The 24,612-nt window shown below is 62.6% G+C and carries 17 protein-coding genes; 5 read left to right on the top strand and 12 right to left on the bottom strand.

All coding sequences use genetic code 11. The features are described from left to right. Positions 1–62 precede the first annotated feature (62 nt). Together NB311A_RS14050 and NB311A_RS14045 are read left to right on the top strand one after the other, a co-directional pair. Positions 63–1,871 (top strand): ABC transporter ATP-binding protein, encoded by a 1,809-nt coding sequence (locus NB311A_RS14050; protein ID WP_009799273.1) that lies wholly within the window; start codon positions 63–65, stop codon positions 1,869–1,871. 69 nt (positions 1,872–1,940) lie between these two features. Then, complete coding sequence (locus NB311A_RS14045; protein ID WP_009799272.1) at positions 1,941–2,645, top strand: fumarylacetoacetate hydrolase family protein; 705 nt, start codon at positions 1,941–1,943, stop codon at positions 2,643–2,645. 30 nt (positions 2,646–2,675) lie between these two features. Here NB311A_RS14045 and ligA read toward each other — a convergent pair whose 3' ends face one another. The 12 genes from ligA to ftsW form a co-directional block, all read right to left on the bottom strand. Next, positions 2,676–4,793, bottom strand: coding sequence for an NAD-dependent DNA ligase LigA (gene ligA, locus NB311A_RS14040; protein WP_009799271.1), 2,118 nt, complete (start codon positions 4,791–4,793; stop codon positions 2,676–2,678). 6 nt (positions 4,794–4,799) lie between these two features. Continuing rightward, positions 4,800–6,470 carry a DNA repair protein RecN gene (gene recN, locus NB311A_RS14035; protein ID WP_009799270.1) on the bottom strand — a complete coding sequence of 557 codons (1,671 nt, stop codon included), beginning with the start codon at positions 6,468–6,470 and terminating at the stop codon, positions 4,800–4,802. Between the two features lie 201 nt (positions 6,471–6,671). Next, on the bottom strand, positions 6,672–7,568 hold the full coding sequence (locus tag NB311A_RS14030; RefSeq protein ID WP_009799269.1) for an outer membrane protein assembly factor BamD: 897 nt from the start codon (positions 7,566–7,568) through the stop codon (positions 6,672–6,674). A 300-nt stretch (positions 7,569–7,868) separates the two neighbouring features. Beyond that, a complete protein-coding gene (lpxC, locus tag NB311A_RS14025; protein WP_009799268.1) occupies positions 7,869–8,825 on the bottom strand; it encodes a UDP-3-O-acyl-N-acetylglucosamine deacetylase in 957 nt (318 codons plus the stop codon). A gap of 341 nt (positions 8,826–9,166) precedes the next feature. Then, positions 9,167–10,981 (bottom strand): cell division protein FtsZ, encoded by a 1,815-nt coding sequence (gene ftsZ / locus NB311A_RS14020; RefSeq protein WP_009799267.1) that lies wholly within the window; start codon positions 10,979–10,981, stop codon positions 9,167–9,169. A gap of 90 nt (positions 10,982–11,071) precedes the next feature. After that, a complete protein-coding gene (gene ftsA / locus NB311A_RS14015) occupies positions 11,072–12,394 on the bottom strand; it encodes a cell division protein FtsA (RefSeq protein ID WP_009799266.1) in 1,323 nt (440 codons plus the stop codon). Then, positions 12,391–13,413: a cell division protein FtsQ/DivIB gene (locus NB311A_RS14010; protein ID WP_040675318.1), complete on the bottom strand. Its 1,023-nt coding sequence runs from the start codon at positions 13,411–13,413 to the stop codon at positions 12,391–12,393. Before NB311A_RS14010 ends, ftsA begins: the two co-directional genes overlap by 4 nt. Positions 13,414–13,777: 364 nt before the next feature. Beyond that, a complete protein-coding gene (locus NB311A_RS14005; RefSeq protein ID WP_009799264.1) occupies positions 13,778–14,767 on the bottom strand; it encodes an ATP-grasp domain-containing protein in 990 nt (329 codons plus the stop codon). A gap of 101 nt (positions 14,768–14,868) precedes the next feature. Continuing rightward, complete coding sequence (murB, locus tag NB311A_RS14000; protein WP_040675426.1) at positions 14,869–15,789, bottom strand: UDP-N-acetylmuramate dehydrogenase; 921 nt, start codon at positions 15,787–15,789, stop codon at positions 14,869–14,871. A 196-nt stretch (positions 15,790–15,985) separates the two neighbouring features. Then, on the bottom strand, positions 15,986–17,389 hold the full coding sequence (gene murC, locus NB311A_RS13995) for a UDP-N-acetylmuramate--L-alanine ligase (protein ID WP_009799262.1): 1,404 nt from the start codon (positions 17,387–17,389) through the stop codon (positions 15,986–15,988). A gap of 109 nt (positions 17,390–17,498) precedes the next feature. Further along, the gene (locus NB311A_RS13990) at positions 17,499–18,605 is read right to left on the bottom strand and encodes a UDP-N-acetylglucosamine--N-acetylmuramyl-(pentapeptide) pyrophosphoryl-undecaprenol N-acetylglucosamine transferase (RefSeq protein WP_009799261.1); all 1,107 of its coding nucleotides are present in this window, start codon (positions 18,603–18,605) and stop codon (positions 17,499–17,501) included. A gap of 141 nt (positions 18,606–18,746) precedes the next feature. Continuing rightward, positions 18,747–19,898 carry a putative lipid II flippase FtsW gene (ftsW, locus tag NB311A_RS13985; protein ID WP_009799260.1) on the bottom strand — a complete coding sequence of 384 codons (1,152 nt, stop codon included), beginning with the start codon at positions 19,896–19,898 and terminating at the stop codon, positions 18,747–18,749. Positions 19,899–20,305: 407 nt separating this feature from the next. Between ftsW and NB311A_RS13980 the strand changes: the two genes are divergently transcribed. The 3 genes from NB311A_RS13980 (at position 20,306) to NB311A_RS13970 (ending at position 24,492) form a co-directional block, all read left to right on the top strand. Next, positions 20,306–20,803 carry a sigma-70 family RNA polymerase sigma factor gene (locus NB311A_RS13980; protein ID WP_040675423.1) on the top strand — a complete coding sequence of 166 codons (498 nt, stop codon included), beginning with the start codon at positions 20,306–20,308 and terminating at the stop codon, positions 20,801–20,803. A gap of 106 nt (positions 20,804–20,909) precedes the next feature. Further along, positions 20,910–21,872: a FecR domain-containing protein gene (locus NB311A_RS13975; protein ID WP_009799258.1), complete on the top strand. Its 963-nt coding sequence runs from the start codon at positions 20,910–20,912 to the stop codon at positions 21,870–21,872. Between the two features lie 121 nt (positions 21,873–21,993). Further along, complete coding sequence (locus NB311A_RS13970) at positions 21,994–24,492, top strand: TonB-dependent receptor (protein WP_009799257.1); 2,499 nt, start codon at positions 21,994–21,996, stop codon at positions 24,490–24,492. The last annotated feature ends 120 nt before the right edge of the window (positions 24,493–24,612 follow it).

Below are 24,612 nucleotides of genomic sequence, written 5' to 3'. Positions count from 1 at the left end.
GACGCTTTCGCAACAACACTGGCGCGCGGGCGACCGCCGATTCACGGCGTCAACGGAACGCGATGACCGAGCTTCCCAAGAAAATCACCGACGATCCGTACGGCGCGGCCATTCTCATCCGCCGCCTGATCACGGAACAGGGCATGGCCTATTGGCGGCGCTACCTCGCCGCATTCGCGCTGATGGCCGTCTCCGCGGCGGCGACCGCGGCCTCGGCCTACCTGCTTGGTGAAGTCATCAACCAGGCTTACGTGGACCGCAACGTGAGCGGCATCTTCATGCTGTCCACGGTGGTGCTCATCATCTTCGTGGCCAAGGGTGCGGCGACCTACGGTCATTCCGTGATCCTGTCCCAAATCAGTAACGCAATCCTCGCCAATAATCAGCGCCGCTTGTTCGCCAAGCTCATGAGCGAGAGCATCGGTTATTTCTCGCAGCGACATTCATCGGAGTTTCTTGCGCGGCTCACGGCCGGCGCGACGTCGGTGACACAGGTGCTTAACCTGCTGATCAACGCAGTGGGTCGCGATCTCCTGTCGCTGATCGGGCTCGTCACCGTGATGGTGATGCAGGATCCGTATATGTCGCTGTTCGGGGCGCTGGTGGCGCCGCCCGCGATGATCGTGCTGCGCAAGCTGGTGAAGCGCATCAAGGGACTGGCGCACAGCCAGTTCCATGGCACCGCCGATATCATGGAGACGATGCAAGAATCGCTGCAAGGCATCCGGACCGTCAAGGCGTTCACGCTCGAACAGACCATGCGCGAGCGGATCGACGCCAGCATCACCGCCGTCGAGCAGACCAACAACAAGATGGCGCGCGTTTCGAACCGCGCCAGCCCGCTGATGGAAACGCTCGGCGGTTTCGCCATCGCCGGCGGGCTGATGTATGGCGGCTATCGCGTCGTCGCCATGGGCGCGACGCCGGGCCAGTTCTTTTCCTTCCTCACCGCCTTTCTGCTGGCCTATGAGCCGGCCAAGCGGCTGGCCCGTCTCAACATCGAGCTCAACAGCAGCCTGATCGGCGCGCGCAAGCTGCTTGAGATCGTGGACAGCCCCGCCAGCGAACCAGACGATAGCGACAAGCCGGCGCTGCGACTGACTGACGCCCGCGTCGAACTACGGGACGTCACGTTCGCCTATCGCCCGGACGAGCCCGTGCTCAAGCGCATGAGCTTCATCGCCGAGCCCGGCAGGATGACGGCGCTGGTCGGCCCGTCGGGCGGCGGGAAATCCACCGTGCTGGCGTTGCTGCTGCGGCTGTATGAAGTCACCGGCGGCGACATCCTGATCGACGGGCAGATCATCTTCGGCGTGTCGCGCACCTCGCTGCGCCGGCAGACCGCCTATGTCGGCCAGGACGTCTACCTGTTCCGCGCCACCATCCGCGAGAACATCGCGTTCGGCCGCCCCGGCGCGAACGAGGACGAGATCGTCGCGGCGGCAAAGGCCGCCTGCGCCCACGACTTCATCATGAGCTTTCCGCTCGGCTACGACACGCCGGTGGGCGAACACGGCACCCAGCTTTCCGGCGGGCAGCGCCAGCGCATCGCCGTGGCGCGCGCGCTGATCAAGGACGCTCCGATCATCCTGCTCGACGAGGCCACCGCCGCGCTCGATTCGGAATCCGAAAAGCAGGTGCAGGAAGCGATCGAGCATCTGTGCCGGAATCGCACCACGATCGTGATCGCGCACCGCTTGCACACCATCATGCACGCCGACGCCATTCTCGTGGTCGAGAATGGCGAGGTCGTCGAGCACGGGCGCCACGACGACCTGCTGCGGAGCGGCGGACGCTATGCGTCGTTCTTCCGTTTGCAGCATCGTGAGACAGCGCCGCTGACGCTGGCTCCCTTGAGCGCGTCGGCGTAAGCTGTACCCGCTTGCCGTATGCATCGGGCGATCCCGCCGCATAGTTTGTAAACGAACGCGGAGAGTCGCATGAGCGCATCGCCGTTCGTGATCCCACAGCCGCCCCGACCCGTCATCGCGGTCGCAGACGCTGGCGGATTTTTTCCGGTCCGCCGCATCTGGTGCGTCGGCCGCAACTATCTCGACCATATCCGCGAACTGGGCAACGACGAGCGCGCGCCACCGTTCTTCTTCGCCAAACACGCCGACATGATCGAGGCCGATGGCGCGGTCATTCCCTATCCGCCTCTCACCCGTGATCTGCATCACGAAGTCGAGCTGATCGTCGCGATGAAAAGCGGAGGCTTGCGCATCCCGGCCGACACCGCACTCAACCACGTCTACGGCTATGCGGTCGGCATCGACCTCACGCGGCGCGACCTGCAAAACGCCGCGCGCAAGCAGGAGTTGCCCTGGGAAATCGCAAAATCCTTCGATCACGCAGCGCCCTGCGGCGCGCTGCAACCGGCAGCGAAAATCGGCCATCCATCGAAGGGCCGCATCTGGCTCACGGTCAACGGCAGGGAAGCCCAGTCCGGCGATCTCGCGCAGATGATCTGGAACGTGCCGGAGATCATATCGCGACTCTCGCAACAGGTTGCGCTCGACGCCGGCGACATCATCATGACCGGCACGCCCGCCGGCGTCTCAGCCCTCGTGCCTGGCGACAGGATCGAATGCGGCTGTGACGGCGTCGACACGCTGACGGTGACGATCGGCCGGGCGGCGGTCTGAGCGTGCTCGACGCACCACTCGAAAGATCGGCTATGCCTCGATCAGCTTCAACCACTCGTCCTCGGAGATCACCCTCACGCCGAACTTCTCGGCATCCTTGAGCTTCGAACCGGCTCCGGGACCGGCGACGACAAGATCGGTCTTCTTCGACACCGAGCCCGAGACTCTCGCGCCCATGCGCTCGGCCGATGCCTTTGCCTCGTCACGCGTGAATTTTTCCAGCGAGCCTGTGAACACCACGGTCTTGCCCGCCACGGCCGAGTCGCTGCGGGTCTGCGCGACCGGCAGCACTTCAATCTCTTCAAGCAGATCGTTCAGCGCCTTGACGTTTCGCGGCTCGGCAAAGAACTCGACCACCGCATTGGCGACGATCTCACCAATGCCTCCGATGTTGTTGAGATCAGCATAGGCCTCCGACGCGTTGCCTTCATCCGTCTGCGCCCCGGCGGCTTCCGCCATGGCGCTACGGAAATTCTCGATGCCGCCGTAATGCCGCGCCAGCAGTTTCGCATTGCCCTCGCCGACATGGCGGATGCCGAGCGCGAAGATCAGACGGTTGAGTTCGATCTTGCGGCGCGCGTCGATCGCGGCGAACAAGTTACGCACCGATACATCGCCATAGCCTTCACGATCGCGCAGTTTCTTTGTCGCGCGCGCATCACGCTTCTGCAACGTGAAGATGTCGACCGGATGCATGATGAGGCCGTCATCATAGAATTCCTGAATCTGCTTTTCGCCGAGGCCATCGATGTCGAACGCAAGTCGCGAAACGAAATGCTTGAGCCGCTCCACCGCCTGCGCCGGGCAGATCAGCGTGCCGGTGCAGCGGCGCACCGCCTCGCCTTCCTCGCGCACGGCGTGACTGCCGCAGACCGGGCACTTGTGCGGAAACACGTAGGGCTGTGCGTTCCTCGGCCGCTTCCCAATGATGACGCTCACCACCTGCGGGATCACGTCGCCGGCACGCTGCACCACGACGGTGTCGCCGACGTGGATGTCCTTGCGCGTGATCTCATCCTCATTGTGCAGCGTGGCGTTCTGCACCACCACGCCGCCGACGGTGACGGGCTCCAGCCGCGCCACCGGCGTCATCGCGCCGGTGCGGCCGACCTGGATATCGATGCCCCTGAGGATCGTCATCGCCTGCTCGGCGGCGAACTTGTGCGCGATCGCCCAGCGCGGGCTTCGCGACACGAAGCCGAGGCGTTCCTGCCAGTCGAGCCGATCAACCTTGTAGACCACGCCGTCGATATCATAGCCGAGCGTGGCGCGCTGCTCGCCGATGCGGCGATAGAATTGCAGCACCTGCTCCACGCTGCTGCACAGTTCGATCAGGGGATTGACCATAAAGCCGACATCCCTGAGCCACTTCAGCATGTCGTGTTGGGTCTCGGCGGGCCGATCCGTCATCTCGCCCCAGGCATAGGCGAAGAACTTCAGCGGACGCGAGGCGGTGATCGCTACATCCTTCTGGCGCAGCGAACCCGCCGCCGAATTGCGCGGATTGGCAAACACGGTATCGCCGGCCGCTTCCTGCTTCTTATTCAACGCGAGGAAGTCCTCTTTCAGCATATAGACTTCGCCACGCAGCTCGCAGGCGGCGGGAATGTCGCGCCCCCTCAAGGTATGCGGCACGTCCCTGATGGTGCGGACATTGGCGGTCACGTCCTCGCCGGTGAAGCCGTCGCCGCGCGTCGCCGCGCGCACCAGTTCGCCATGCTCGTAGCGGAGTGACAGCGACAACCCGTCGATCTTCGGCTCGGCGACGATGGCGGGAATGTCATCCGCGCCGAGTTTCAGAAAACGCCGGATGCGTTCGACGAATTCGGCAACCTCAGCGTCGCTGAAGGCGTTGCCGAGCGACAGCATCGGCACCGCATGCTGCACTTTCGCAAAGCCGCGCGCCGGCGCGGCGCCGACGGTCTGCGTGGGCGAGCTTGCGGTGACGAGGTCCGGGAAGCGGGCCTCGATCGCTTCGAGCCGCCGCTGCATCGCGTCGTAGGCTGCGTCGGAGACCGTCGGCGCGTCCTGCTGGTAGTAGCGCTCGTTATGCGCCTCGATCTCGAGCACGAGCCGCTTGTGCTCGACCCTGGCCTGCGACCTGGTGAGAGAATCGACGGGCGGAGGCACTTTGGACTTTGCCGCCACAACGACTTACCCCGCCGCTTTCAACAGCCGGTCCGCGGCGGCGCGGGCCTCCGCGGTGATCTCCGCTCCGGCGAGCATCCGCGCGATCTCCTCGCGGCGGTGATCCTCCGCCAGCGTCGCAACCCGCGTGGCGACGCGCTTGCCGCGATCCAGCGCATCTTTCGAGATGAGCAGATGTTGATCGGCTCGCACCGCGACCTGCGGCGCGTGCGTCACCGCCATCACCTGCACCTTGCAGGCCAGGCGCGACAGCCGCGCGCCGATGGCGTCGGCCACCGCTCCGCCGACTCCGGTGTCGATCTCGTCGAACACCAGCGTCGGCGCAGAGCCTTTATCAGAAAGCACCACCTTCAGCGCCAGCAGGAAGCGCGACAGTTCGCCTCCCGATGCGACCTTCATCAGCGGCCCGGGCCGGGTGCCGGGATTGGTCTGCACCCAGAACTCGACCCGGTCGAAGCCTTGCGGTCCGGGCGTCGAAGCGTCCGACTCAATTTGAGTGGAAAATCTGGCGCGATCGAGCTTCAACGGCGCAAGCTCGACATTGACCGTCTTGTCGAGCTTGTCGGCAGCCTTCTTACGCGCGGCGGAGAGCTTCGCCGCCGCTGCTGCATAACGCTTGTCGGCGTCGGCCGCCTCTTTCTCCAGAACGATCAGTCGATTCGCGCCGGCGTCGATCAGCGTGACCTCCGCGGCGTATTCCTTGGCAAGCGCGGCCAGCCCGTCGACCGGCGTCGCATACTTTCGCGAGGCCGCGCGCAGCGCGAACAGCCGTTCCTCGATACGCTCCAGTTCGGCCGGGTCGAAATCAGCGGCGGCCAGCGCTGCGGAGAGATGCTGGTCGGCCTCCTCCAGCGCGTTGATGGCGGCATCGATCGCCCTGACCGCAGGCTCGACCAGTTGCGGCGAACTCGCGGCACGCCGTTCGAGCCGCCGCACAGCCGCCGACAGCACGCTCACCGGCGAACCATGGCCGCTGACGACGTCCTGCGCCTCACGCAAGTCGGAGGCGATCTTCTCGCCCGCCATCATGGTGGCGCGGCGTTCGGCAAGCGCGGCTTCCTCGCTGTCCTGCGGTGCGAGTTGTGTCAACTCATCGGAGGCATGGCGCAGATACTCGGCCTCTCGCGCGGCGCGCTCCATGCCGGCGCGATGCTCGTCAAGCGCCGCGTAGGCACAGCGGCGAGCTTCCCAGAGCGCTTCCAGCGTGGCGACGTCGGTGTCCAGCCCGGCAAAGGCGTCGAGCAGCCGACGATGGGTCGACGCATCGACCAGCGCCCGCTCGTCGTGCTGGCCATGAATTTCCACCAGCGTCGCGCCGACCGCCCTCAAAGTCTGCACGCTGATCGCCTGATCATTGATGAAAGCTCGGGTGCGACCGTCGGCGAGTTGAACCCGTCGCAAAATCATCTCGCCGGCGCTATCGACGCCGTTGGCGGCAAGGATGGCGCAGGCTGGATGGCTTTTCGGAACATCGAAGGTGGCCGTGACCTGGCCCTGCTCCGCGCCGTGGCGGACCAGCCCGGCGTCGCCGCGACCGCCGAGCGCCAGCGCAAAGGCATCAAGCAGAATGGATTTTCCCGCGCCGGTCTCGCCGGTCAGCACCGCAAGACCGGCGGCGAACTCGATATCGAGCCGCTCGATCAGGACGATGTCGCGGATCGAAAGGCGCGCAAGCATGGGAGGCCGGTTCCTGCCGAAAGTCGTTGAGAGGTGCAGAGAAGCGTCGCATGAAGACTAGCGAAGTTCGGATCACGAAACCAGAGGCGCTGACTTGACCATAGCATCGGCAGCCTGAGCTAAGACCTTTTGATCCCACATTCGCTGAAGCCGCGCGAATACCCATAGCGGGTTCGAGCGAAGCGTGTCCTCGAACCTGCTCTAGCCGAGCCCCACTTTCCTGAACGCCTTGCTGATCCACGAACTCTTATTCTCGCTGGGCTGGCTTCCACCCGAGGTCACGAGATTGTAGGCGTCCTTGTACCAGCGGCTGTCCGGGAAATTGTGGCCGAGTACAGCCGCAGCGGTTTGCGCCTCGGCAACGATTCCGATCGCCATATAGGCCTCGGTCAGCCGCGCCAGCGCCTCCTCGACATGGCGCGTGGTCTGGAAACGCGTCACCACGGTCTTGTAGCGGTTGATAGCGCCCGTATAGTCACGTCGCTCCATATAGTAGCGGCCGATCGCCATTTCCTTGCCGGCGAGCTGATCGCGCGCACCCTGAAGCTTCTTCTTGGCTTCGCCGGCATATTCGGACGTCGGATATTTACGGATCACCTCTTCCAAGGCGTGCATCGCTTTTTCGGTGCGAGCCTGGTCGCGCGAGACATCGGGGATCTGGTCGTAGTTTGAGACCGCGATCAAATATTGCGCATAGGCGGCGTCCGGCGTGCCCGGATGAAGCGTCACGTAGCGCGACGCGGAGCCGATGCAGGTATCGTAATCGCCGGCCTGATAAGATGCATAGGCCGACATCAGCAGCGACTTCCGAGCCCATTCCGAATACGGATGTTCACGGTCGACCTCGTCGAATTTCTTCGTGGCCGCCTTGAGATCGTGCTCCTTGTTCATCAGGAACAAGCCCTCATTGTAGAGCTTATCCGCGGGTTCGTCGCTGAAGGTTTGCTCGTCCTTTGCCGTGAACTTGTCCAGGAGCGGTCCGGTCCCGCAGCCGGCCACGGTGAACGCAGCCAATGCAAGGCAGGCAGCGAGCCTAAGTCTTCCGCCAAGCCGATCAAGAGCGGCGCGATCCATGAACCCGCTCCGTCCGAGCGCCATACGCTTAGCCCACATTGATGAAAATCCGACGTCCGTGATACGGCGATCCAAGCACCAGGCAAACAGGAACGCGCTGTCTTTTACCGCGACCCATTTAGCCGAAAAGAATCCGTCCACCAACGGGTAAGCAGGCAATTCGCCGGGATTAAGGCGGAACCGCCGGGGGTACAATCTCAAGCCGCGGTTACTTTCAACAGGATCAACGCCCGGAGCATTTTGCCGTGAGACCGAGAAGCGCGCAAACCAACAAGGTGCGCATATACGGCAAAATGGATTGAAGCGTGCGACTCCGGGCAGAACTCAGGACACGTTGGGACCATAGGCTGCAACCATGCCGCCCACCATTCCGCCGACCGCTTCGCCGTGAGTGCGCGAACGCGGAGCCGGCTGATCCTCCACCATCCGCCACGCAGTCCGATCGGCCATCAAAGCCGTGAGCACGGCATGGTTGAGCTTGTGCCCGCCGCGCACCGAACGATAGCCGCCGATCAATGGCAACCCCGCGAGCGCCAGATCGCCGATCACATCGAGAACCTTGTGTCGCACACACTCGTCGGCGTAGCGCAGACCGCCGGCATTCAACAGGCGCTCGTCATCGAACACCATGGAGTTTTCAAATGACGCGCCCAGCGCAAAACCCGCGCTCCGAAGTCTTGCGACATCGTTCATGCAACCAAAGGTTCGGGCCCGGCTGATCTCGCGACGAAAGCTTTCGGGATTGAGATCGACGGAATAGTCCTGATGGCCGATCACCGGATTGGCGAAATCGATCTCGACCTCGATGCGAAAACCGCGCTTGTGCGGCCGTAGTTCGCCGAACGCCTCGCCCTTCTTCACCCGGACCGTTTTCAGAATCTGGATGAAGCGGCGCGCTGCGGACTGCTCGACAATGCCAGCCTGATCGATCGCGGCGACGAACGCCGCCGAGCTGCCATCCATAATCGGCACTTCGGGTCCGTCGAGTTCAATGATTGCGTTGTCGACCCCAAGGCCGCGCAATGCAGCAAGAACGTGTTCGGCGGTGGATACAAGTGAGCCTTGCTGGTCACCCAGGACAGTGGCAAGCTCGGTCGATGTGACGGATTTTACCGCGGCTCGCACCCGCCGTTCGGTTCCATCAGAACCGGTCCGGACAAAAATAAAACCCGCATCAATCGAGGCAGGCCCAAGGGTCAAATTGGCCGGTAATCCGGAATGAACGCCGACACCCGTCACGGTGGCGCGCGAACGAAGCGTCGTCTGGCGGTTGAATCTCATAAAGCTCGGCCCAAAGTGACTCATCCCGACGTCGAATTCCCGCCTGCTGGAAGGCTGCGAATCGATTCGTGATCCCCAAAGTCACGTGTAAAATATACCGGCTGCTACAAAGCGCGCCAACACACGCTTCTTTACCAATTGTTACCCCATCTCCGCCGCAATCACGCCGCCCCTTAACCAAAATTGGCCCGCCAAGCGTGATTTTTATCGAAACCAAAAGAAGATAATTTTTTATTAAATTCAGTAGGATGCGTGAAAATATTGATATACGGCATCAGAGAAAAGGGCCCCGGCCTGTAAGGACGGAGCCCCTTCTCCACTTCAAGTTCTGTTACAGGGCTTCAGTTCGCCTGACGGCGAAGAAAAGCGGGGATATCCAGATGGTCATCGCCCTGCGGAGCGGGGGTAACAGGAGCCGGACGGCCATGAGAGTCCAGCCCTTGCGGCGGCGGACGACGCGCATACTCGGATACCGGCTCATGGCCCATCTGCTCGGCAACGCTGCGCTGCGGCCGGCGTTCCGGCAACGGCGGCATCTGCGCCATGGCCGGCCCGGCGTCCCGACCCGCGATAGGAGGCTCGGCTTCCTGATCGCGCCGGCCTAGGCCAACATTGGCCAAGCGCTGCAACAATGACAGCCTGCTCTTCTGCGGATGCTCTTCATCGACCTCGCCCCGGGCCTGGCGGATTTCATTCTGCGCCGGCATCGGCAGTTCCTCCATCCTCGGCATCCGCGGCACGCGGACCGGGGCACGTTCGGCCGGCTGCGGGATGAAGTTTTCCGGCGGCGGCGACTCCTGCTGCTCGCGCGGCGCAGGGTCGTGATCCGGGAATAGCGTCGGCTTCTGCGCAATCGGCCGAACGGTGACGTCGCCGTACGAGGCCGGTTGCATGGAAGCCGGAGCGGTCGGCGGCGCCGGCTCGGCGACCGCCGCGGCAATCGCCTCCAACGCCGCACGCTCTACGCTGGCAGCGGCGGGTTGGGCAGGCTGGGCTGGGACCGGAGCTGGAGCCGACTGCGCCGGCTGGGCGGCTGGACGGGGCTCGGCGGGTTTCTGGGCCAGACTGGCCGAAGCCCGCTTGTTGTCCTCGCGAAGCTTCGCGGTCAGTTCGGCTACACGCGGATCGGGAGCAGCCGGCGGGGCCGATACGGTCTTCGCTGGCGGGGTGGCCGCAGTGCGCGCGATCGTGCTCTGGTCGATGCCGGTCGCAACCACCGACACCCTGATGATACCATCGAGACTCTCGTCAAAGGTTGCACCGACGATGATGTTCGCGTCCTGATCGACTTCCTCACGGATCCGCGTGGCGGCTTCGTCGACCTCGAACAGGGTAAGGTCCTTGCCGCCGGTAATCGAAATCAGCAATCCCTTGGCGCCCTTCATCGAACTGTCGTCGATCAGCGGGTTGGCGATCGCGGCTTCGGCGGCGGTGAGCGCGCGCTTCTCGCCCGATGCCTCGCCAGTGCCCATCATCGCCTTGCCCATCTCACGCATCACGGCGCGGACGTCAGCGAAGTCGAGGTTGATCAAACCTTCCTTCACCATGAGGTCTGTGATGCAGGCCACGCCCGAATAAAGCACCTGATCGGCCATCGCGAAGGCGTCGGCGAAGGTGGTCTTCTCATTAGCGACCCGGAACAGGTTTTGATTGGGAATGATCAGCAGCGTATCGACCACTTTGTGCAGTTCGCCTATCCCTGAATCGGCGGTGCGCATGCGGCGCTGGCCCTCGAAGTGGAACGGCTTGGTGACGACGCCGACGGTCAGGATCCCCATTTCGCGCGCGGCCTTGGCGATAACGGGCGCCGCACCGGTGCCGGTGCCGCCGCCCATTCCGGCGGTGACGAACACCATGTTCGCGCCCGACAGGTGATCGCGAATTTCGTCGATGACCTCCTGTGCCGCGGCGGCGCCGACATCCGGTTGCGAACCCGCGCCGAGACCCTGGGTGACCTGCGTGCCCATCTGAATGATGCGCTGCGCCTTGGACATGGTCAGCGCCTGAGCATCGGTGTTGGCAACCACGAAATCGACTCCGACCAGTCCGGCCGTAATCATATTGTTGACCGCGTTGCCGCCAGCGCCGCCGACGCCGAATACAGTGATCCGCGGCTTCAGCTCGTGAATGTCGGGAACGTTGAGATTGATGGTCATGGTTGCCTCTCGATTACACGCGCGGTGTCGCTATGCCGGCGGTCGTCACCCCCGGAAGTTGATGGAAATCTGCAGTCAGCGGAAAATTCATCAGAAGCCCTCCCGGAGCCATCGTCCGACCTTTCCGAAATAGCCGTCGGTCCCTGTCCGGACCTGCCGCGTGCGCCGCGGTTCAACGTGTTCCAGATGTGCGTATTGCGGATACACCAGCAGCCCGGTGGGAACGGCGAACGAAGCGCCTTTGGCCTCACTGGGCAGGCGTCCGAAGCCGAGCGGACGGCCGATGCGGATCTGGCGGCCGAGGATGCGTCCGGCGAGTTCGGGAATGCCGGTCAGCTGCGACGCACCTCCGCTCAGCACAACCCGCGCACGCGGCTCGGCGGCAAATGGGGAATCCGCAAGCCGGTCCCGGACCATCTCAAAAATCTCCTCGACACGCTGACGAACGATGTTGGCGATGGTTGCACGCGACACGACCTGAGGCGCGTCACTATCGCTGTCTCCGGCTGCCGGAACAGTCATCAGCTCGCGGACATCCGAGCCACCCGTGAGCACCGTGCCATATAAAGTCTTGATTCGCTCGGCATCCGCAATGCACACACCCAATCCGCGAGCGAGATCCATCGTGACGTGATGTCCTCCGATGGCAAAACCGCTTGCATGGATAAAGCGCCCGGCCGAATAGATCGCGATGGTCGTGGTTCCCGCTCCCATCTCCACGACTGCGGCGCCGAGATCGACCTCATCGTCGGTCAGCACCGACAAGCCAGCGACATAGGGGCTGGCAGCCATGGCTTCGACGGTGAGATGGCAGCGCTCCACCGCCAGCATCAGGTTTTTCGCGACCGTCGCCTCCGAGGTCACGACGTTCATATCGACGCCAAACCGGCGCGCCACCATTCCGCGGGGATCGCGGATGCCCTTAACGCCGTCGAGCGAATAGCCGACCGGCAGCGCATGAAGCACGGTGCGCCCGGGGGCAGTAGCGTGATGCATTCCGGTCGATGTGACGCGGCTGACGTCGGACGGCGTGACCGCGCCGCCCTGGATGTGGGACGCCGCTTCAATCAACTGTCCTTGCAGCCGTCCGGCCGACACCGGCAGCAGCACGGATTCGACCCTAACCTTTGCCATTTGCTCGGCCAAAGATACGGCCTGGCGAACCGCCTGCTCGCATTGAGCGAGATCGGTCACGGCGCCGGCCTTCATACCGCGCGACTGAATCTGGCTGTAGCCGATCAGCTCCACCGCGTGAGTCCGTCCGCGCAGCGCATCGTTCGGCGCGCTCGGCCGGAGCCTTGCGATCATGCAGGCGATCTTGCTGGTGCCGATGTCCAGCGACGCCACCAGAGCGCCGCGATTGCGCTGCATCGGCCGCGTTTTCGGGACCTGGTTGCGATCGAGGCTGCTCATGCGCTGCCGGCCTTTTTGCTGGACTTCTTGGCCTGCTCTTCGCGCGCCTTCGCGGCCCCTTCCGAAAGCCGCACGGTCAGGCGACCGGGCAGCCGCATGTCGATTGCGGTAATGTCGCGCGACAGCAGCTTGTTTTCCTTGTCATATTTTACGAGCGCGGTGAGCGCGCGGCCGACGTCGTTCTCCGGAAGCCTGATGTCGAGTCCGTCCTTGAAACGCAGGTTCCAGCGCCGCTCGCCGACGAAGATCGCGGCCTTGAGCTGACTATTCAAAACCGGATAGTTCGCGACCAGCGCGAGGAAATCCTTGGCGCGGGTTTCCGCCCCTCTGCCGACCACGAGCGGCAGCGACGCAAAGCGCTGCGCGACGTATGGCGCGAGCACCATTCCGTCGTCGGCGATCACCGCAAGCCTGCCGTTCTCCTGCCACAACGCGAAGGGAAGACGTTCGGTGATGTCGATCCGGAGCGAGCCAGGATAAAGCTTCAACACGGTGGCATCCGCGATCCACGGATTGGCCTTCAGCCTGTCGCGCACCCCGGCGGCATCAAGGAACAGAAGGGATGAACGGCCGTTGACGCCGCCTGCGGCCAACACCTCATCCTGCGTCAATTGCGCACGACCGTTGACGGTGATGGACGTGATCCGGAAGCCCGCGGCGTTGGCAAGCGCATTGCGGGTGTCGTCCAAGGCCGCGATGGCTTCATCAACGTGACCGCCCGCGACCAACCCCAGCGCGGCGCTGCCGCCGATGACGACAATGGTCATGGCGGCGCCAAGCCGGCGCGGAGCGTGGCGTTCGATAAAGGCAATCGCGCGGTTGGGATTCCTGGCGCGCGCATCCAGACGTTCCGCCCGTGCGCGCTTCAGCTTGTCGATCTGTTCGCGCAGCAAGATGGCGGCGCCGCTGGCGGCCCACCTGAGCAGGTTGGCCCGCTTCAGCAGGTCAGACGCCTTCAACTGGACAGATGTGTACCTCGGCAATCTCAACGACCGATCGAGGCGTCCTCCACCATTCATTGCGCGCGCTCGTCATTTCGCCCCGCCCCGCTTGAACGCGGCGCTGAACGCAGGAACCTCGAAAACCAGGGAGCGCGCGCAACATCCCGGCGAATACCGGGCGGGGCGCCGACCTCCGGCAGGTCCGCTATTCCCTCGATGCGGTCGGAAGCGGAAGTTCCGCAACAGTTCGCGCCCCGGCAGCCAAACGCCACACGCGCCGCCAGTGTTAACCTTGGGACGTCCTGGTAAACAAAAGGTAAATGCGGGGCGGACAGGCCGCCTTTTGGCGCGATAAATGAATACCTTGCAGCTTTTCGGACTCACACGGTCCCGATCAACCGTACATCTCTCGCGGTTCCCCGAACCGCGGCGTGCCAGACCCTCAAATCGGACGTACCGCCTTTTGAGCCAGCATAATCTGGTCGCGCAGGAAATCCGCAAACCCGATATTCTGCGCATGAAGCGCCTTGGGATAGAGCGAAGCCGCGGTCAGGCCTGGCAGGGTGTTGGTCTCCAGATAGATCGGTCCCTTGCCGGTCACAATGAAGTCGGTGCGGGAATAGCCGCGGCAGGACAGGGCAAGGTGCGCCCGTAGCGAGTAATCCATGATCTGCTCGGCTATCTCCGGCGAGAAGCGCCCCGGGCAGATCTCCTGCGTCGTCTTTGCGAGATACTTCGCGGCGTAGTCGAACGCGCCCTCGGCCGGCACGATCTCGACCGGCGGAAGCGCGACGACCGAGCCGTCGGAATGCTCCAGCACGCCGCAGGTCGCTTCAACGCCCGACACGAAGGGTTCGATCACATAGTCTTCGGTCTTCGCCGCCTCGCGGACGGTGACGATATCCTGCGGCGCATCGACGAAGATCAGGCCATAGCTCGATCCGTCGCAGGCGGGCTTGGCGACCAGCCGGCCGTGTTCGGCGAGCGCGCGATCGATGGACTGCAGCGGAATATGCGCCGGCGTGGGGACCCCGGCCGAGGCCACGAACCGCTTGGCCGCAACCTTGTCGAACGCAAGATGCGAGGCGGCCGAGCCTGATCCCGTAAAAGGAATGCGGCGGAGTTCGCACATCGCCTGCAGTTCGCCGTTTTCAGCGCGGCCTCCGTGCAGGCCGAGCACCAGCACGCGGCCTTCGGCCTTTGCCTTGTCCAATGCTCGTTCAAGTGGCGCGCCCTCACCGGCAGGGACAAACTCGTCCTCGAACGGCCGCGCATGATTCCGCAGGGCTTCGGGCCGCACGTCGATGACTTCGTCGCGATGGTTCCAGAACCACAGATCGGCCTCCGGCAAAGCGTGATGCAGCGCCTGCGCGCTCGCGACCGAAACGAGACGCTCTTTGTTGCTGCCACCGAACAGAATGGTAATGCGCATCGACCTTCTCGAGAGTCTGATCAACTCGTTGAATCAGCCGCTCGCCTTATCTTTATGAGAGATGATGATCTTATCCGAAAGCGAGGCACCCTTTGCCGGGGTCATGCTCCAACCCCGATCCTCTTGATTTCCCATTGCAGTTCGATTCCGGAATGCCGTTTTACCCGCTCGCGCACGGTCTCGCCCAGGGTTTCGATGTCGCGCGCCGTGGCCTCTCCGGTGTTGATCAGGAAATTGCAGTGCATGTCCGATACCTGCGCGCCACCGACGCGATGGCCACGCATCCCGGCGGCATCGATCAGTTTCCACGCACTTTGACCCGGCGGATTCTTGAACGTCGAACCACCTGTCTTTTCGCGGATCGGCTGCACCGTCTCGCGGTGAGCCTGCACCTCGTTCATGCGCGCGCGGATCGTCTGCGGCTCGGCGATACGGCCGCGAAAGGTGGCGCCGGTGAAGATGACGGAGGGGTCGACTCCGCTCTTGCGATAGTCGAACGCCATGCCGGAATTATCAAAAGTCATTTTGTCACCGCGACGGCCGACCGCGCGGGCTTCGACGAGAACATCCCTGGTTTCGCTGCCGTTGGCGCCGGCGTTCATGCGCAGCGCGCCCCCGATGGTGCCGGGAATTCCGAAATAGAACTCAAGACCGCTGATATGAACCGCGGCCGCGACTTCCGCCACGCGCTTGTCGAGCGCAGCCGCGCCTGCGCGCACGATGTCACCATCGGTCGTAACCTCACCAAATCCGCGCGGAGAAAGACGAATTACCACACCCGGCAAACCACGGTCACGCACCACAACGTTGGAGCCAACGCCGAGGCAGCAGACCGGAATCTCCTCCGGCAGATGGCACAGGAAATAGGCGAGATCATTCTCGTCCGCGGGCGTAAACAGCACCTGCGCCGGACCGCCGACGCGAAACCATGTCAACGGCGCGAGCGGTTCGTTCGCCAGCAGCCGGCCGCGCAACTCCGGCATCTGCGATTTCAGTTTTGTCGTGATGTCGGGGAAGGTCATGGCTGTTTGAACGACGGCGTCGCCGAACGGCATGGCCGGCTCTCTCTCCCCTTGTGGGGGAGAGGTGGAGAGGGGGGTAACACAAAGTCCTGCGCTCGCGGCTTACCCTCCTCCCTGACCCTGCCCCACAAGGGGGGAAGGAACCGAAGGGACAAGCCCGGCCATGACGGCGACATCGATTGAATTCGTTGCCTATTCATCCCAGCGCCTTGAGTTCGCCAGGCAGCGCGTAGGCCCACTGCGTGATGTTGCCGGCGCCAAGGCACACGACATAGTCGCCGGGCTTGGCGAGACTCGCGATGACGCCCGCGAGCGCCGCGGACTCCTGCAGCGACACCACCTCTCGGTGACCGTGGGCGCGCAGGCCAAGCACGAAGTGATCGCGGTCGATGCCCGCGATCGGCGTCTCCCCAGCCGGATAGACCTCCGCAACGACCACGATGTCGGCGTCATTGAAGCAAGTGCAGAATTCCTCGAACAACGCTTGCAGCCGCGTATAGCGATGCGGCTGCACCACCGCAACGACCCTGCCCGCGGTGGACTCGCGCGCCGCTTTCAGCACCGCCGCGATCTCGACCGGATGATGGCCATAGTCGTCGATGATGGTGACGCCCTTCCATTCGCCGGTTTTGGTGAAACGGCGCTTGACTCCGCCGAAGGCCGCGAGCGCGTTGCGGATGGTCGCGTCGGGAATACCCAGTTCGTGCGCCACTGCGATCGCCGCCGTGGCGTTGAGCGCGTTATGGGGACCTGGCATCGGCAACACCAGGTCGGGGATTTCGTGCGCGGCGTCAGTCTTGCGGTTGCGGAACACCACCTTGAAATGCGAGCCGCCCCCGTTCGGCGCGAGATCGACCAGCCTGACGTCGGCCTGCGGATTCTGCCCATATGTAATGATACGCCGATCCTCGATCCTGCCCACCATGGTCTGAACGACCGGATGATCGATACACATCACGGCGAAGCCGTAGAACGGCACGTTCTCCACGAACGAACGGAATGCATCCTGCACGGCGTCGAAGGTCTTGAAGTGGTCGAGATGCTCGGCATCGACATTGGTGACGATAGCGATATCGGTCGGCAGTTTGAGGAACGTGCCGTCGCTCTCGTCCGCTTCCACCACCATCCAGTCACCGGCCCCCAACCGCGCGTTGGTGCCATAGGCATTGATGATCCCGCCATTGATGACCGTGGGATCGAAATCGCCCGCGTCGAGCAGCGTCGCAACCATGGAGGTCGTGGTGGTCTTGCCGTGTGTCCCGGCGATCGCGACGCAGCTTTTCAGCCGCATCAGTTCCGCCAGCATCTCCGCGCGGCGCACGACCGGAATGCGCTGCGCGCGCGCCGCCATCAGCTCGGGATTGTCGCGCTTGATCGCGGTCGAGACGACCAGCACATCCGCGCCGTTCACATTCTCGGTCTTATGGCCGACCGTGACCTTGACGCCTTTCTCGCGGAGACGCGCCACATTGGCGCCTTCGGAGGCGTCCGAGCCCTGCACGGTATAGCCGAGGTTGCACAACACTTCGGCGATGCCGCTCATGCCGATGCCGCCGATGCCGACGAAGTGGATAGGACCGATTTCGCGCGGCAGTCTCATGTTCGTTTCTCGTCAGAGTGATTCCGGCTACCTGTGCCTGGCCTTATAGCGTTTTCGAGCGAGGTGAATACCGGTTCGCGTGAAGAAAACGCGTCTTCATGTCAAGTGATCAAGCACCGGTGCGCGCCACGCGCATCACCAAATCCGCCAGCCGCTCCGCCGCATCGAGGCGGCCCACGGTGCGCGCGGCGGCGGCCATCGTGGCGAGCCGTGCCGGAGCGGCCGCCAGCGCAGACAATTCCGCCGCCAGCCGGTCGGGAGTGAAGTCGGGTTGCACGATGCGGATCGCGCCCCCGGCGTCAGCAAGCACGCCGGCGTTGGCGAACTGGTCCTGATCGATCGCGCCCGGCAGCGGCACCAGAACGGAGGGGCGGCCGATCGCACCGAGTTCCGCCACCGTACCCGCGCCGGAGCGGGATACGACGATATGATTCGACGCCAGCCGCGCCGGGAGATCGGCAAAGAACGAGGCAAGCTCGGCTTCGATCTCCAGCCGGTCATAAATCTCGCGCACCCGCGCCATGTCCTCGTCGCGTACCTGCTGCGTCAAAATCAATCGCTGCCGCAGCGCCGGTTCAAGTCTCTCAATTGCGACCGGCACGACGTCGCTCATGACACGCGCACCCTGGCTACCGCCGACCACGAGAACACGCAAAGGACCGTACACGCTTGGTGCTGCGAACGGAACGGCGGCGGCCGCGAGAATCGCAGGCCGCATCGGCGTGCCGGTCGTCATCGTCTTGCCGGTCAGCGATGTTTCCTTGTCGAGCACGCCCGGCAGCGAGGTGGCGATGGCGCTGACGCGCTTGGACAGAAAGCTGTTGGCACGACCCATCACCGCGTTGGAATCATGGATCACGGTCGGGATGCCCGTGAGTTGCGCCGCGATCAGCGGCGGCACCGTCGGATAACCACCAAATCCGACCACGGCGGCAGGCTTCAGGACGCGCATCAGATTAAGGGCGACGGCCGTGCCGGCCGCGAGCATCAGGCCGGTGCGCGCCAGCGCCCACGGCGAGCGGCCGCGCACCGTCTCGCTCGGAACCACGTCGGTCATGTCTTTCGAAAACAGCCCGCTATAGCGCAGCGCGCGCGAGTCCGTCACCAGCCGCACGCGCAGGCCACGCTTCATCAGTTCGACGCCGAGCGCCTCGGCGGGAAACAGGTGTCCCCCGGTACCGCCGGCGGCGAGCAGGATGAGAGGTGCGGTGGCCATAGATAACGCTATCCCGGAAAAACCCTCTCCGTCATGCCCGGCTTTATGCCTGGCATCCACATCTTTTAGAGCGTTACACGTCAAAGACGCGGATGGCCGGGACAAGCCCGGCCATGACGATGTTGCTAATAGATTCGGAAGTCATGCATAACTCGCGGCGGCGGTTGCGTCGCCGATCGATTCCATTTCCGTGCGCGGCCGCTCGCGTGTCAGCGCCAGCATCAAGCCGACGCCGTAAGCGAGCGAGACCATCGACGAGCCGCCATAGGAGATAAACGGCAGCGTCATGCCTTTGGCGGGAATGAGATGCAGGTTGACCGCCATATTGATGGCGGCCTGCACGCCGAACATGATCGCGAGCCCGGACGCGGCAAAACGCGAAAACAAATCCTCCGACGCATAAGCGCGCGACAGGGTGCGCATGACGATGAAGGTGAACAGCGCCAACAGTCCGAGGCACATGATGATGCCGAATTCCTCGGCGCCGACCGCGAATACAAAATCGGTGTGACTGTCCGGGAGACTCCGCTTGGCGATACCCTCGCCGGGGCCGAGCCCGAACCAGCCGCCATTGGCGAAAGCCTCCATCGCAGTGTCGACCTGGAAGGTATCGCCTGAGGCCGGATCCATGAAGCGCTGGATGCGAGCCGCGACGTGCGGCACCGTCATGTAGGCGGCGAACAAGCCGGCGATCGCCGTGCCTGCCAGACCGAAGACCCAGACGATGCGCATGCCCGCGATGAAGAACAGCGCGCCCCATACCATCAGGATCAGCATGGTCTGGCCGAAGTCTGGTTCCATCACGAACAGCGTGACGAGTCCCAGCAGCAGCGTCAGCGCCATCGAGGTCGCCGGCATCTCAGGCTTGCGCGCGGATTCCGAGAACAGCCACGCCGCCAGAACGACGAAAGCGGGTTTCGCGGATTCCGAAGCCTGGATGTTGACGCCGAGAATCGTGATCCAGCGTTTTGCGCCCTTGACCTCCGGCCCGAACGCGAGCGTGGCGACGATCAACACGACGCTAAGCGCGAATACGATCAGCGCCGAGCGGCGGACCTGGCGCGGCGACAGAAACGACACGCCGACCATCACGACGATCGACGGCAACAGGAACAGCACATGACGATGAAAGAAGTGAAATGGATCAAGCCCGATCCGGGTCGCAACCGACGGACTCGCCGCCAGCGACAGCACCACGCCGGTGAGCATGAGAAGCACCATGGCCGCCAGCAACAGCCGATCCACGGTCCACCACCATTCCGAGAGCGGGGTGCGTTGTTCGCGTGAAATCATGACGGGTCCTGCGGGCGGAGATCGTCCATTGGTCGCCCATCGTGGTTACGGGCGAGTTAAGGCTGTCGGTATATCTTCGGCGTGAATTGCCGAAAGCGCATCTTCGCGCAGAGTATTTTTTAGATTCGCGAAGCGACATGGATGCGGATCACGCTTACGATTTAAGAATCCATCGCGAGCACCTGGCCCGGCGCAATTTTCTAGAACTAATCTAAATTATTGCAGTTGCGAAAGAATTTTGGAAGCAATAACGATTGGACATCACGTGGCGGTGACGCCGCGCCTGAACGTTGGCTGTTTCGCGTTGGCATCATAGTCCTTTCTGCTTCCGGTTCTTTGCGTCTGCGACCGCTGTCACCGGCGTGATCTACGTGCCAACGATGCACAGGTTGGTCCATGAGCCGCCTATGAGCTGGGATTTCCACAACCTGTTCGTCCGGCACGCTCGCGAAATCAATCGCTTCCTGCGTCGTCGCGGCCACAATGCCGAAACGGCTGCCGATATCACGCAGGATACTTTTCTGCGGGTACTGGCCGCACCTCCTGCTGAAGTCCGCACCAATCACAATCCACGGGCCTATCTCTATCAAGTCTCGCGCAGTCTTAGCGTCAACCATCACCGTCGGGAGAGTTTGGTCCAGACGACTGATCTTGACGAGGCTGCCGCCGTGGCCGATCCCGCGCCCACAGCGGAGGCTTTGGTCTACTCACGCCAATGCCTCGAACAGACACGGCGGGCGCTGGCGGAACTTCCAGAGCGCACGCGCAAGGCCTTTGAGATGCATCGACTGGGCGGGCGCACGATTCAGGACGTTGCGGATGAACTGAACGTGTCGACCTCGCGGGCCTGGGTTCTGATCCGAAACGCCTACCGGCATATCCTGACGCGAGTGGACGAGTTCTGAGCTTTTTTCGTCCGGCGGGTGAAATTCGACGCTGCTCCTTTGTATAAGTTATGGGTAGACCCGATGCTCGGCGGGAGGCCGGCGCGCCTGTGTCGAAGGGATATCAATGAGCCAACCCGGGCCAGATCGAAATCAACTCACGGATGAAGCGATCGACCTCGTCATCCGCTTGCAAAATGACCCCGGCAATCCGGTTGCGTCCGAGATGGTGGGGATCTGGCGGGCGCGCAGCCCGGAGCATGAGCGCATCTGGGCGCGAGTGGCCAAAATCCACGGCGCCAGCGGCAAGGTTCTGACCCAACGCCGTAACGCGGAACGCCGCGAAAAACTGGGGCTGACGCGCCGAAACTTCGTGATCGGCGGGATCATCGGGCTTGGCGTTGCCGGCGCCGGCTATTCGATTCTGCCCGATATGCTGCTTCGCGGCCGGGCCGACCATATCACCGCCAAGGGTGAAATCCGTAGCGTTCCCCTTCCGGACGGAAGCGTCGCGACGCTCGGACCGGACAGCGCCATCGCGGTGGATTTCACGGCCCGACTGCGCCGTGTCGAACTGCTTGCCGGGATGTCGTTCTTCGACGTCGCGCCCGAGTCGCAACGCTCCTTCACCGTTCAGGTCGCCGGGCTTACAGCGACGGCGCTGGGGACGGCGTTCGATGTCGCCAACGATGCCGGTATGCTTTCGGTCTCGGTGGATCATGGCGTCGTCGAGGCGCAGGCGTCAGGCTCGACGATCGCGGCAGGCACGAAACTCACCGCCGGGGAGTGGGTGACGTTCGATAGCACGACCTCAGCCGTCGAGCGCGGATCGCGCGAAGCGGGTCAGATCGCATCATGGCGTGACAACCTGATCGTCGCCGAGAAGGAAGCGGTCTCGGCGCTGGTTGCGCGCATCGGCCGCTGGATTCCGGGGAAGATCGTCATGGCCGATCCCTTTATCGGCTCCCAACGGGTCAGCGGCATTTTCGATTTGAAGAATCCCGAACGAGCGCTCGAAGCCGTCGTGCATCCGGCCGGCGCTCATGTCCGGCAGGTCTCGTCCTACCTGACTGTGATCTCTCCCATCTGAAAAAATTTTTGCGAGTACGTGAAAAAACCTCGGCCTCGATTGTACCAGCTACAGGGGCTGGCGCCGTCCAGGCATTCAGGCAACCGCAGGCCCCCTTAACGATACGATTGGGGTGGCACTTATGGGGCACGGGGCTCGGACGTTTTCTGGCGGAATCAATATCAGCAAGGCGTTGGCATCAGCGCTGATGATGAGCACGGCGATCGTCGCCGGCGGCATCATGACGAACCGCGATGCCTATGCGCAAAACGCGGCGCAGACCTCGTTCAATGTGCCGGCGGGTCCGCTCAATCGCGCACTGACGGCATTCGGACGGCAGGCCGGCCTGCAAGTGACCTATCTGACCAGTATCGGCGCCGGGAAAACATCGCCAGGTATCTCCGGCCCGGCCACGCGTGAGCAGGCGCTCGCCCGTATCCTTCAGGGCACCGGGTTGAGCTACCGCTTCACCAACGCCACCACCGTTGCGATCTCGGAGCAGGCAGCGAGTGGCGGCGGCGGTGCGAGTGTGGCCGGCGCGATCGCGCTCGACACCATCGATGTGCAGGGAGCCGCAAATCCCAACTCCACGATGACGGTTCCTCCGGTCTACGCCGGCGGGCAGGTCGCAAGTGGGGGACGGGTCGGGTTTTTAGGAAATCGCAGCGTATTTGATATTCCATTCTCGCAAACCAATTACACCGAACAGTTGATGCGCGATCAGCAGGTGCGGAGCATCTATGATGTCTTTGAAAACAATCCCGCCATGCGGCCCGAATCGTCGCCTTACAATTTTCAGCAGTCCGCATCAGTGCGCGGCTTCACCCTAAACTCAAGAGACTACGCATTTGACGGACTCTATGGCCTCATCAACTTTCGTCGTCCTCAGCTTGAAGGTATCGAGCGCGTAGAGGTCCTAAGCGGACCGGCTACTTTCCTCTACGGCTTTCCGCCGAGCGGTACGAGTGCGGGTCTCGTCAATCTTATCCCGAAGCGAGCCACAGACGACCCAATAGCGCGCATCACCGCGAATTACCTTTCACGAGGGAACGGCGGGCTCGCTTTCGACGTCGGCCAACGATACGGAGACCAAAAGGAGTTTGGCGTTCGCATCAACGGGACGGGTAGCGCGGGCCAAACACCCATCGATAAGAATGAGCTTGGGATCGGTTCGCTCACGGCAGGTTTGGATTACAGAGGCCAGGATTTTCGAGCGAGTCTGGATGCAGGCATCAGCCATCAGGCCTATAAAGCGGTTGTAAACGGTCTGTCGCTAGGAGCCAACGACTTTCCCATCGGACCCGCACCAAGGCTTACAAGCAACTTTCAGCAGCCTTGGGCGGATGTCAAATACAATCAACGTTTCGCTGTTGGTCGAGCAGAATACGATATTACAAACGACTGGACCCTGTTCGGAGCTTATGGTGCGTCTTATCAAGACGAGAAGAATTTTTCGACGTTCGCCGTCTTGAACAATACGGCAGGTGACATAACCCAGACCACCGCTCCATTTCGGACAAGCGTACTGTCCCAGTCCGGTGAGGTCGGGGTTCGCGGTAAGGTCTGGACCGGCCCCATCAAACATAGCGTGTCGCTTGTCTACACTGGCTATCGCAACGACAGCCAGACTGGGGAATCCTATAATGAGGTTTTTGCCAACAACATTTACGCGCCGGTAAACTTCCCGGCCCCGGACCGGGCAGCGCAACTGGCGGCGTTGCAGCAATCGAAATTTAATAGACTACTCACGGGCATCGCATTGATTGATACTATGTCTGTCGCCGACGATCGCGTGCAGTTTTCGATCGGCGGACGCCGACAGCATCTGGAGATCAATCGCTACGACGTCAACGGGCTATTGACATCCCGCGATGACCAAGATGCGAACACGCCCATGCTCGCATTGTTGTTCAAGCCCTGGCAGCCTCTTACGCTTTACATGAGTTATGCTGAAGGATTTGGATTTGGCCCGCAGGCTCCGCTGGGAGCCGCAAACAGCATGGTTTTTCTAGGGCCTCGGCGAACGAAGCAGATTGAGACAGGAGCCAAGGTAGACTTCGGACGTTTCGGCGCAACGCTGGCGTTTTACCGTATTTCCCAACCCTCGGCATTCCTGAATCCAGTGACCAACATCTTTGGATATAACGGCGAGCAGATGAATGAGGGCATCGACTTCACGATGTTCGGCTCGCCGATCGATAATGTGCGCTTGCTAGGTGGTGTGACATTTCTTGATGGGCGGCTGACAAAGACATTAGGCGGCGTGAATGACGGGAAGAGAGCACCCGGCGTTTCAAATGTTCAACTGAGCGTCGGCGCTGAATACGATGTGCCATGGGTCCCTAATTTCACCGTAACGGGCCGCGTGGTTCACGTGTCGGATAATTACCTTGATCCCGCCAACTTTCAACGAGTGGGCGGTTGGGAGCGGCTGGATTTGGGCGCGCGTTATAAATTCCGCGCATGGGACCGTGACATGGTCGCTCGGCTCAATGTCGATAACGTCACCGGCAGAAACTACTGGTTCGCCAACCCGTCTGGGCAGCTATCTCTCGGTGTTCCTCAAACCTTCCGTCTGTCTCTGAGCGCAGACTTGCTGCCGTCGCCGACCACGCCAGTCGCGCCGATGTATCGAAAATAGTTGAATAGGCGTGTATGGCGAGCCTTCTTCACCTCGTTGCATCGATGGGGCAGGTCTTGTCCGTCATCAAATAATTCGAGACTGATCAGACGTGTTGCGAAGGGAGGCTCCGGCTCGTCA

Origin of the sequence: Nitrobacter sp. Nb-311A (assembly GCF_000152905.1) — a bacterium.
In the GTDB taxonomy this organism is placed as follows: Bacteria; Pseudomonadota; Alphaproteobacteria; order Rhizobiales; family Xanthobacteraceae; genus Nitrobacter.
Note: the sequence above shows the minus strand (reverse complement) of the source record. Positions and strands in the feature narration are given on the sequence as shown.

Bases quoted from the DNA above. Each gene is read 5' to 3' on its own strand.
- murB (WP_040675426.1), bottom strand. From the start codon at position 15,789: ATGACCTTCCCCGACATCACGACAAAACTGAAATCGCAGATGCCGGAG.
- ftsW (WP_009799260.1), bottom strand. From the start codon at position 19,898: ATGATTTCACGCGAACAACGCACCCCGCTCTCGGAATGGTGGTGGACC.
- NB311A_RS13975 (WP_009799258.1), top strand. From the start codon at position 20,910: ATGAGCCAACCCGGGCCAGATCGAAATCAACTCACGGATGAAGCGATC.
- NB311A_RS14030 (WP_009799269.1), bottom strand. From the start codon at position 7,568: ATGGCGCTCGGACGGAGCGGGTTCATGGATCGCGCCGCTCTTGATCGG.
- ftsA (WP_009799266.1), bottom strand. From the start codon at position 12,394: ATGAGCAGCCTCGATCGCAACCAGGTCCCGAAAACGCGGCCGATGCAG.
- ftsZ (WP_009799267.1), bottom strand. From the start codon at position 10,981: ATGACCATCAATCTCAACGTTCCCGACATTCACGAGCTGAAGCCGCGG.
- NB311A_RS13990 (WP_009799261.1), bottom strand. From the start codon at position 18,605: ATGGCCACCGCACCTCTCATCCTGCTCGCCGCCGGCGGTACCGGGGGA.
- NB311A_RS14045 (WP_009799272.1), top strand. From the start codon at position 1,941: ATGAGCGCATCGCCGTTCGTGATCCCACAGCCGCCCCGACCCGTCATC.
- NB311A_RS14010 (WP_040675318.1), bottom strand. From the start codon at position 13,413: ATGAATGGTGGAGGACGCCTCGATCGGTCGTTGAGATTGCCGAGGTAC.
- NB311A_RS13970 (WP_009799257.1), top strand. From the start codon at position 21,994: ATGGGGCACGGGGCTCGGACGTTTTCTGGCGGAATCAATATCAGCAAG.
- NB311A_RS14005 (WP_009799264.1), bottom strand. From the start codon at position 14,767: ATGCGCATTACCATTCTGTTCGGTGGCAGCAACAAAGAGCGTCTCGTT.
- recN (WP_009799270.1), bottom strand. From the start codon at position 6,470: ATGCTTGCGCGCCTTTCGATCCGCGACATCGTCCTGATCGAGCGGCTC.
- lpxC (WP_009799268.1), bottom strand. From the start codon at position 8,825: ATGAGATTCAACCGCCAGACGACGCTTCGTTCGCGCGCCACCGTGACG.
- murC (WP_009799262.1), bottom strand. From the start codon at position 17,389: ATGAGACTGCCGCGCGAAATCGGTCCTATCCACTTCGTCGGCATCGGC.
- NB311A_RS14050 (WP_009799273.1), top strand. From the start codon at position 63: ATGACCGAGCTTCCCAAGAAAATCACCGACGATCCGTACGGCGCGGCC.
- NB311A_RS13980 (WP_040675423.1), top strand. From the start codon at position 20,306: ATGAGCTGGGATTTCCACAACCTGTTCGTCCGGCACGCTCGCGAAATC.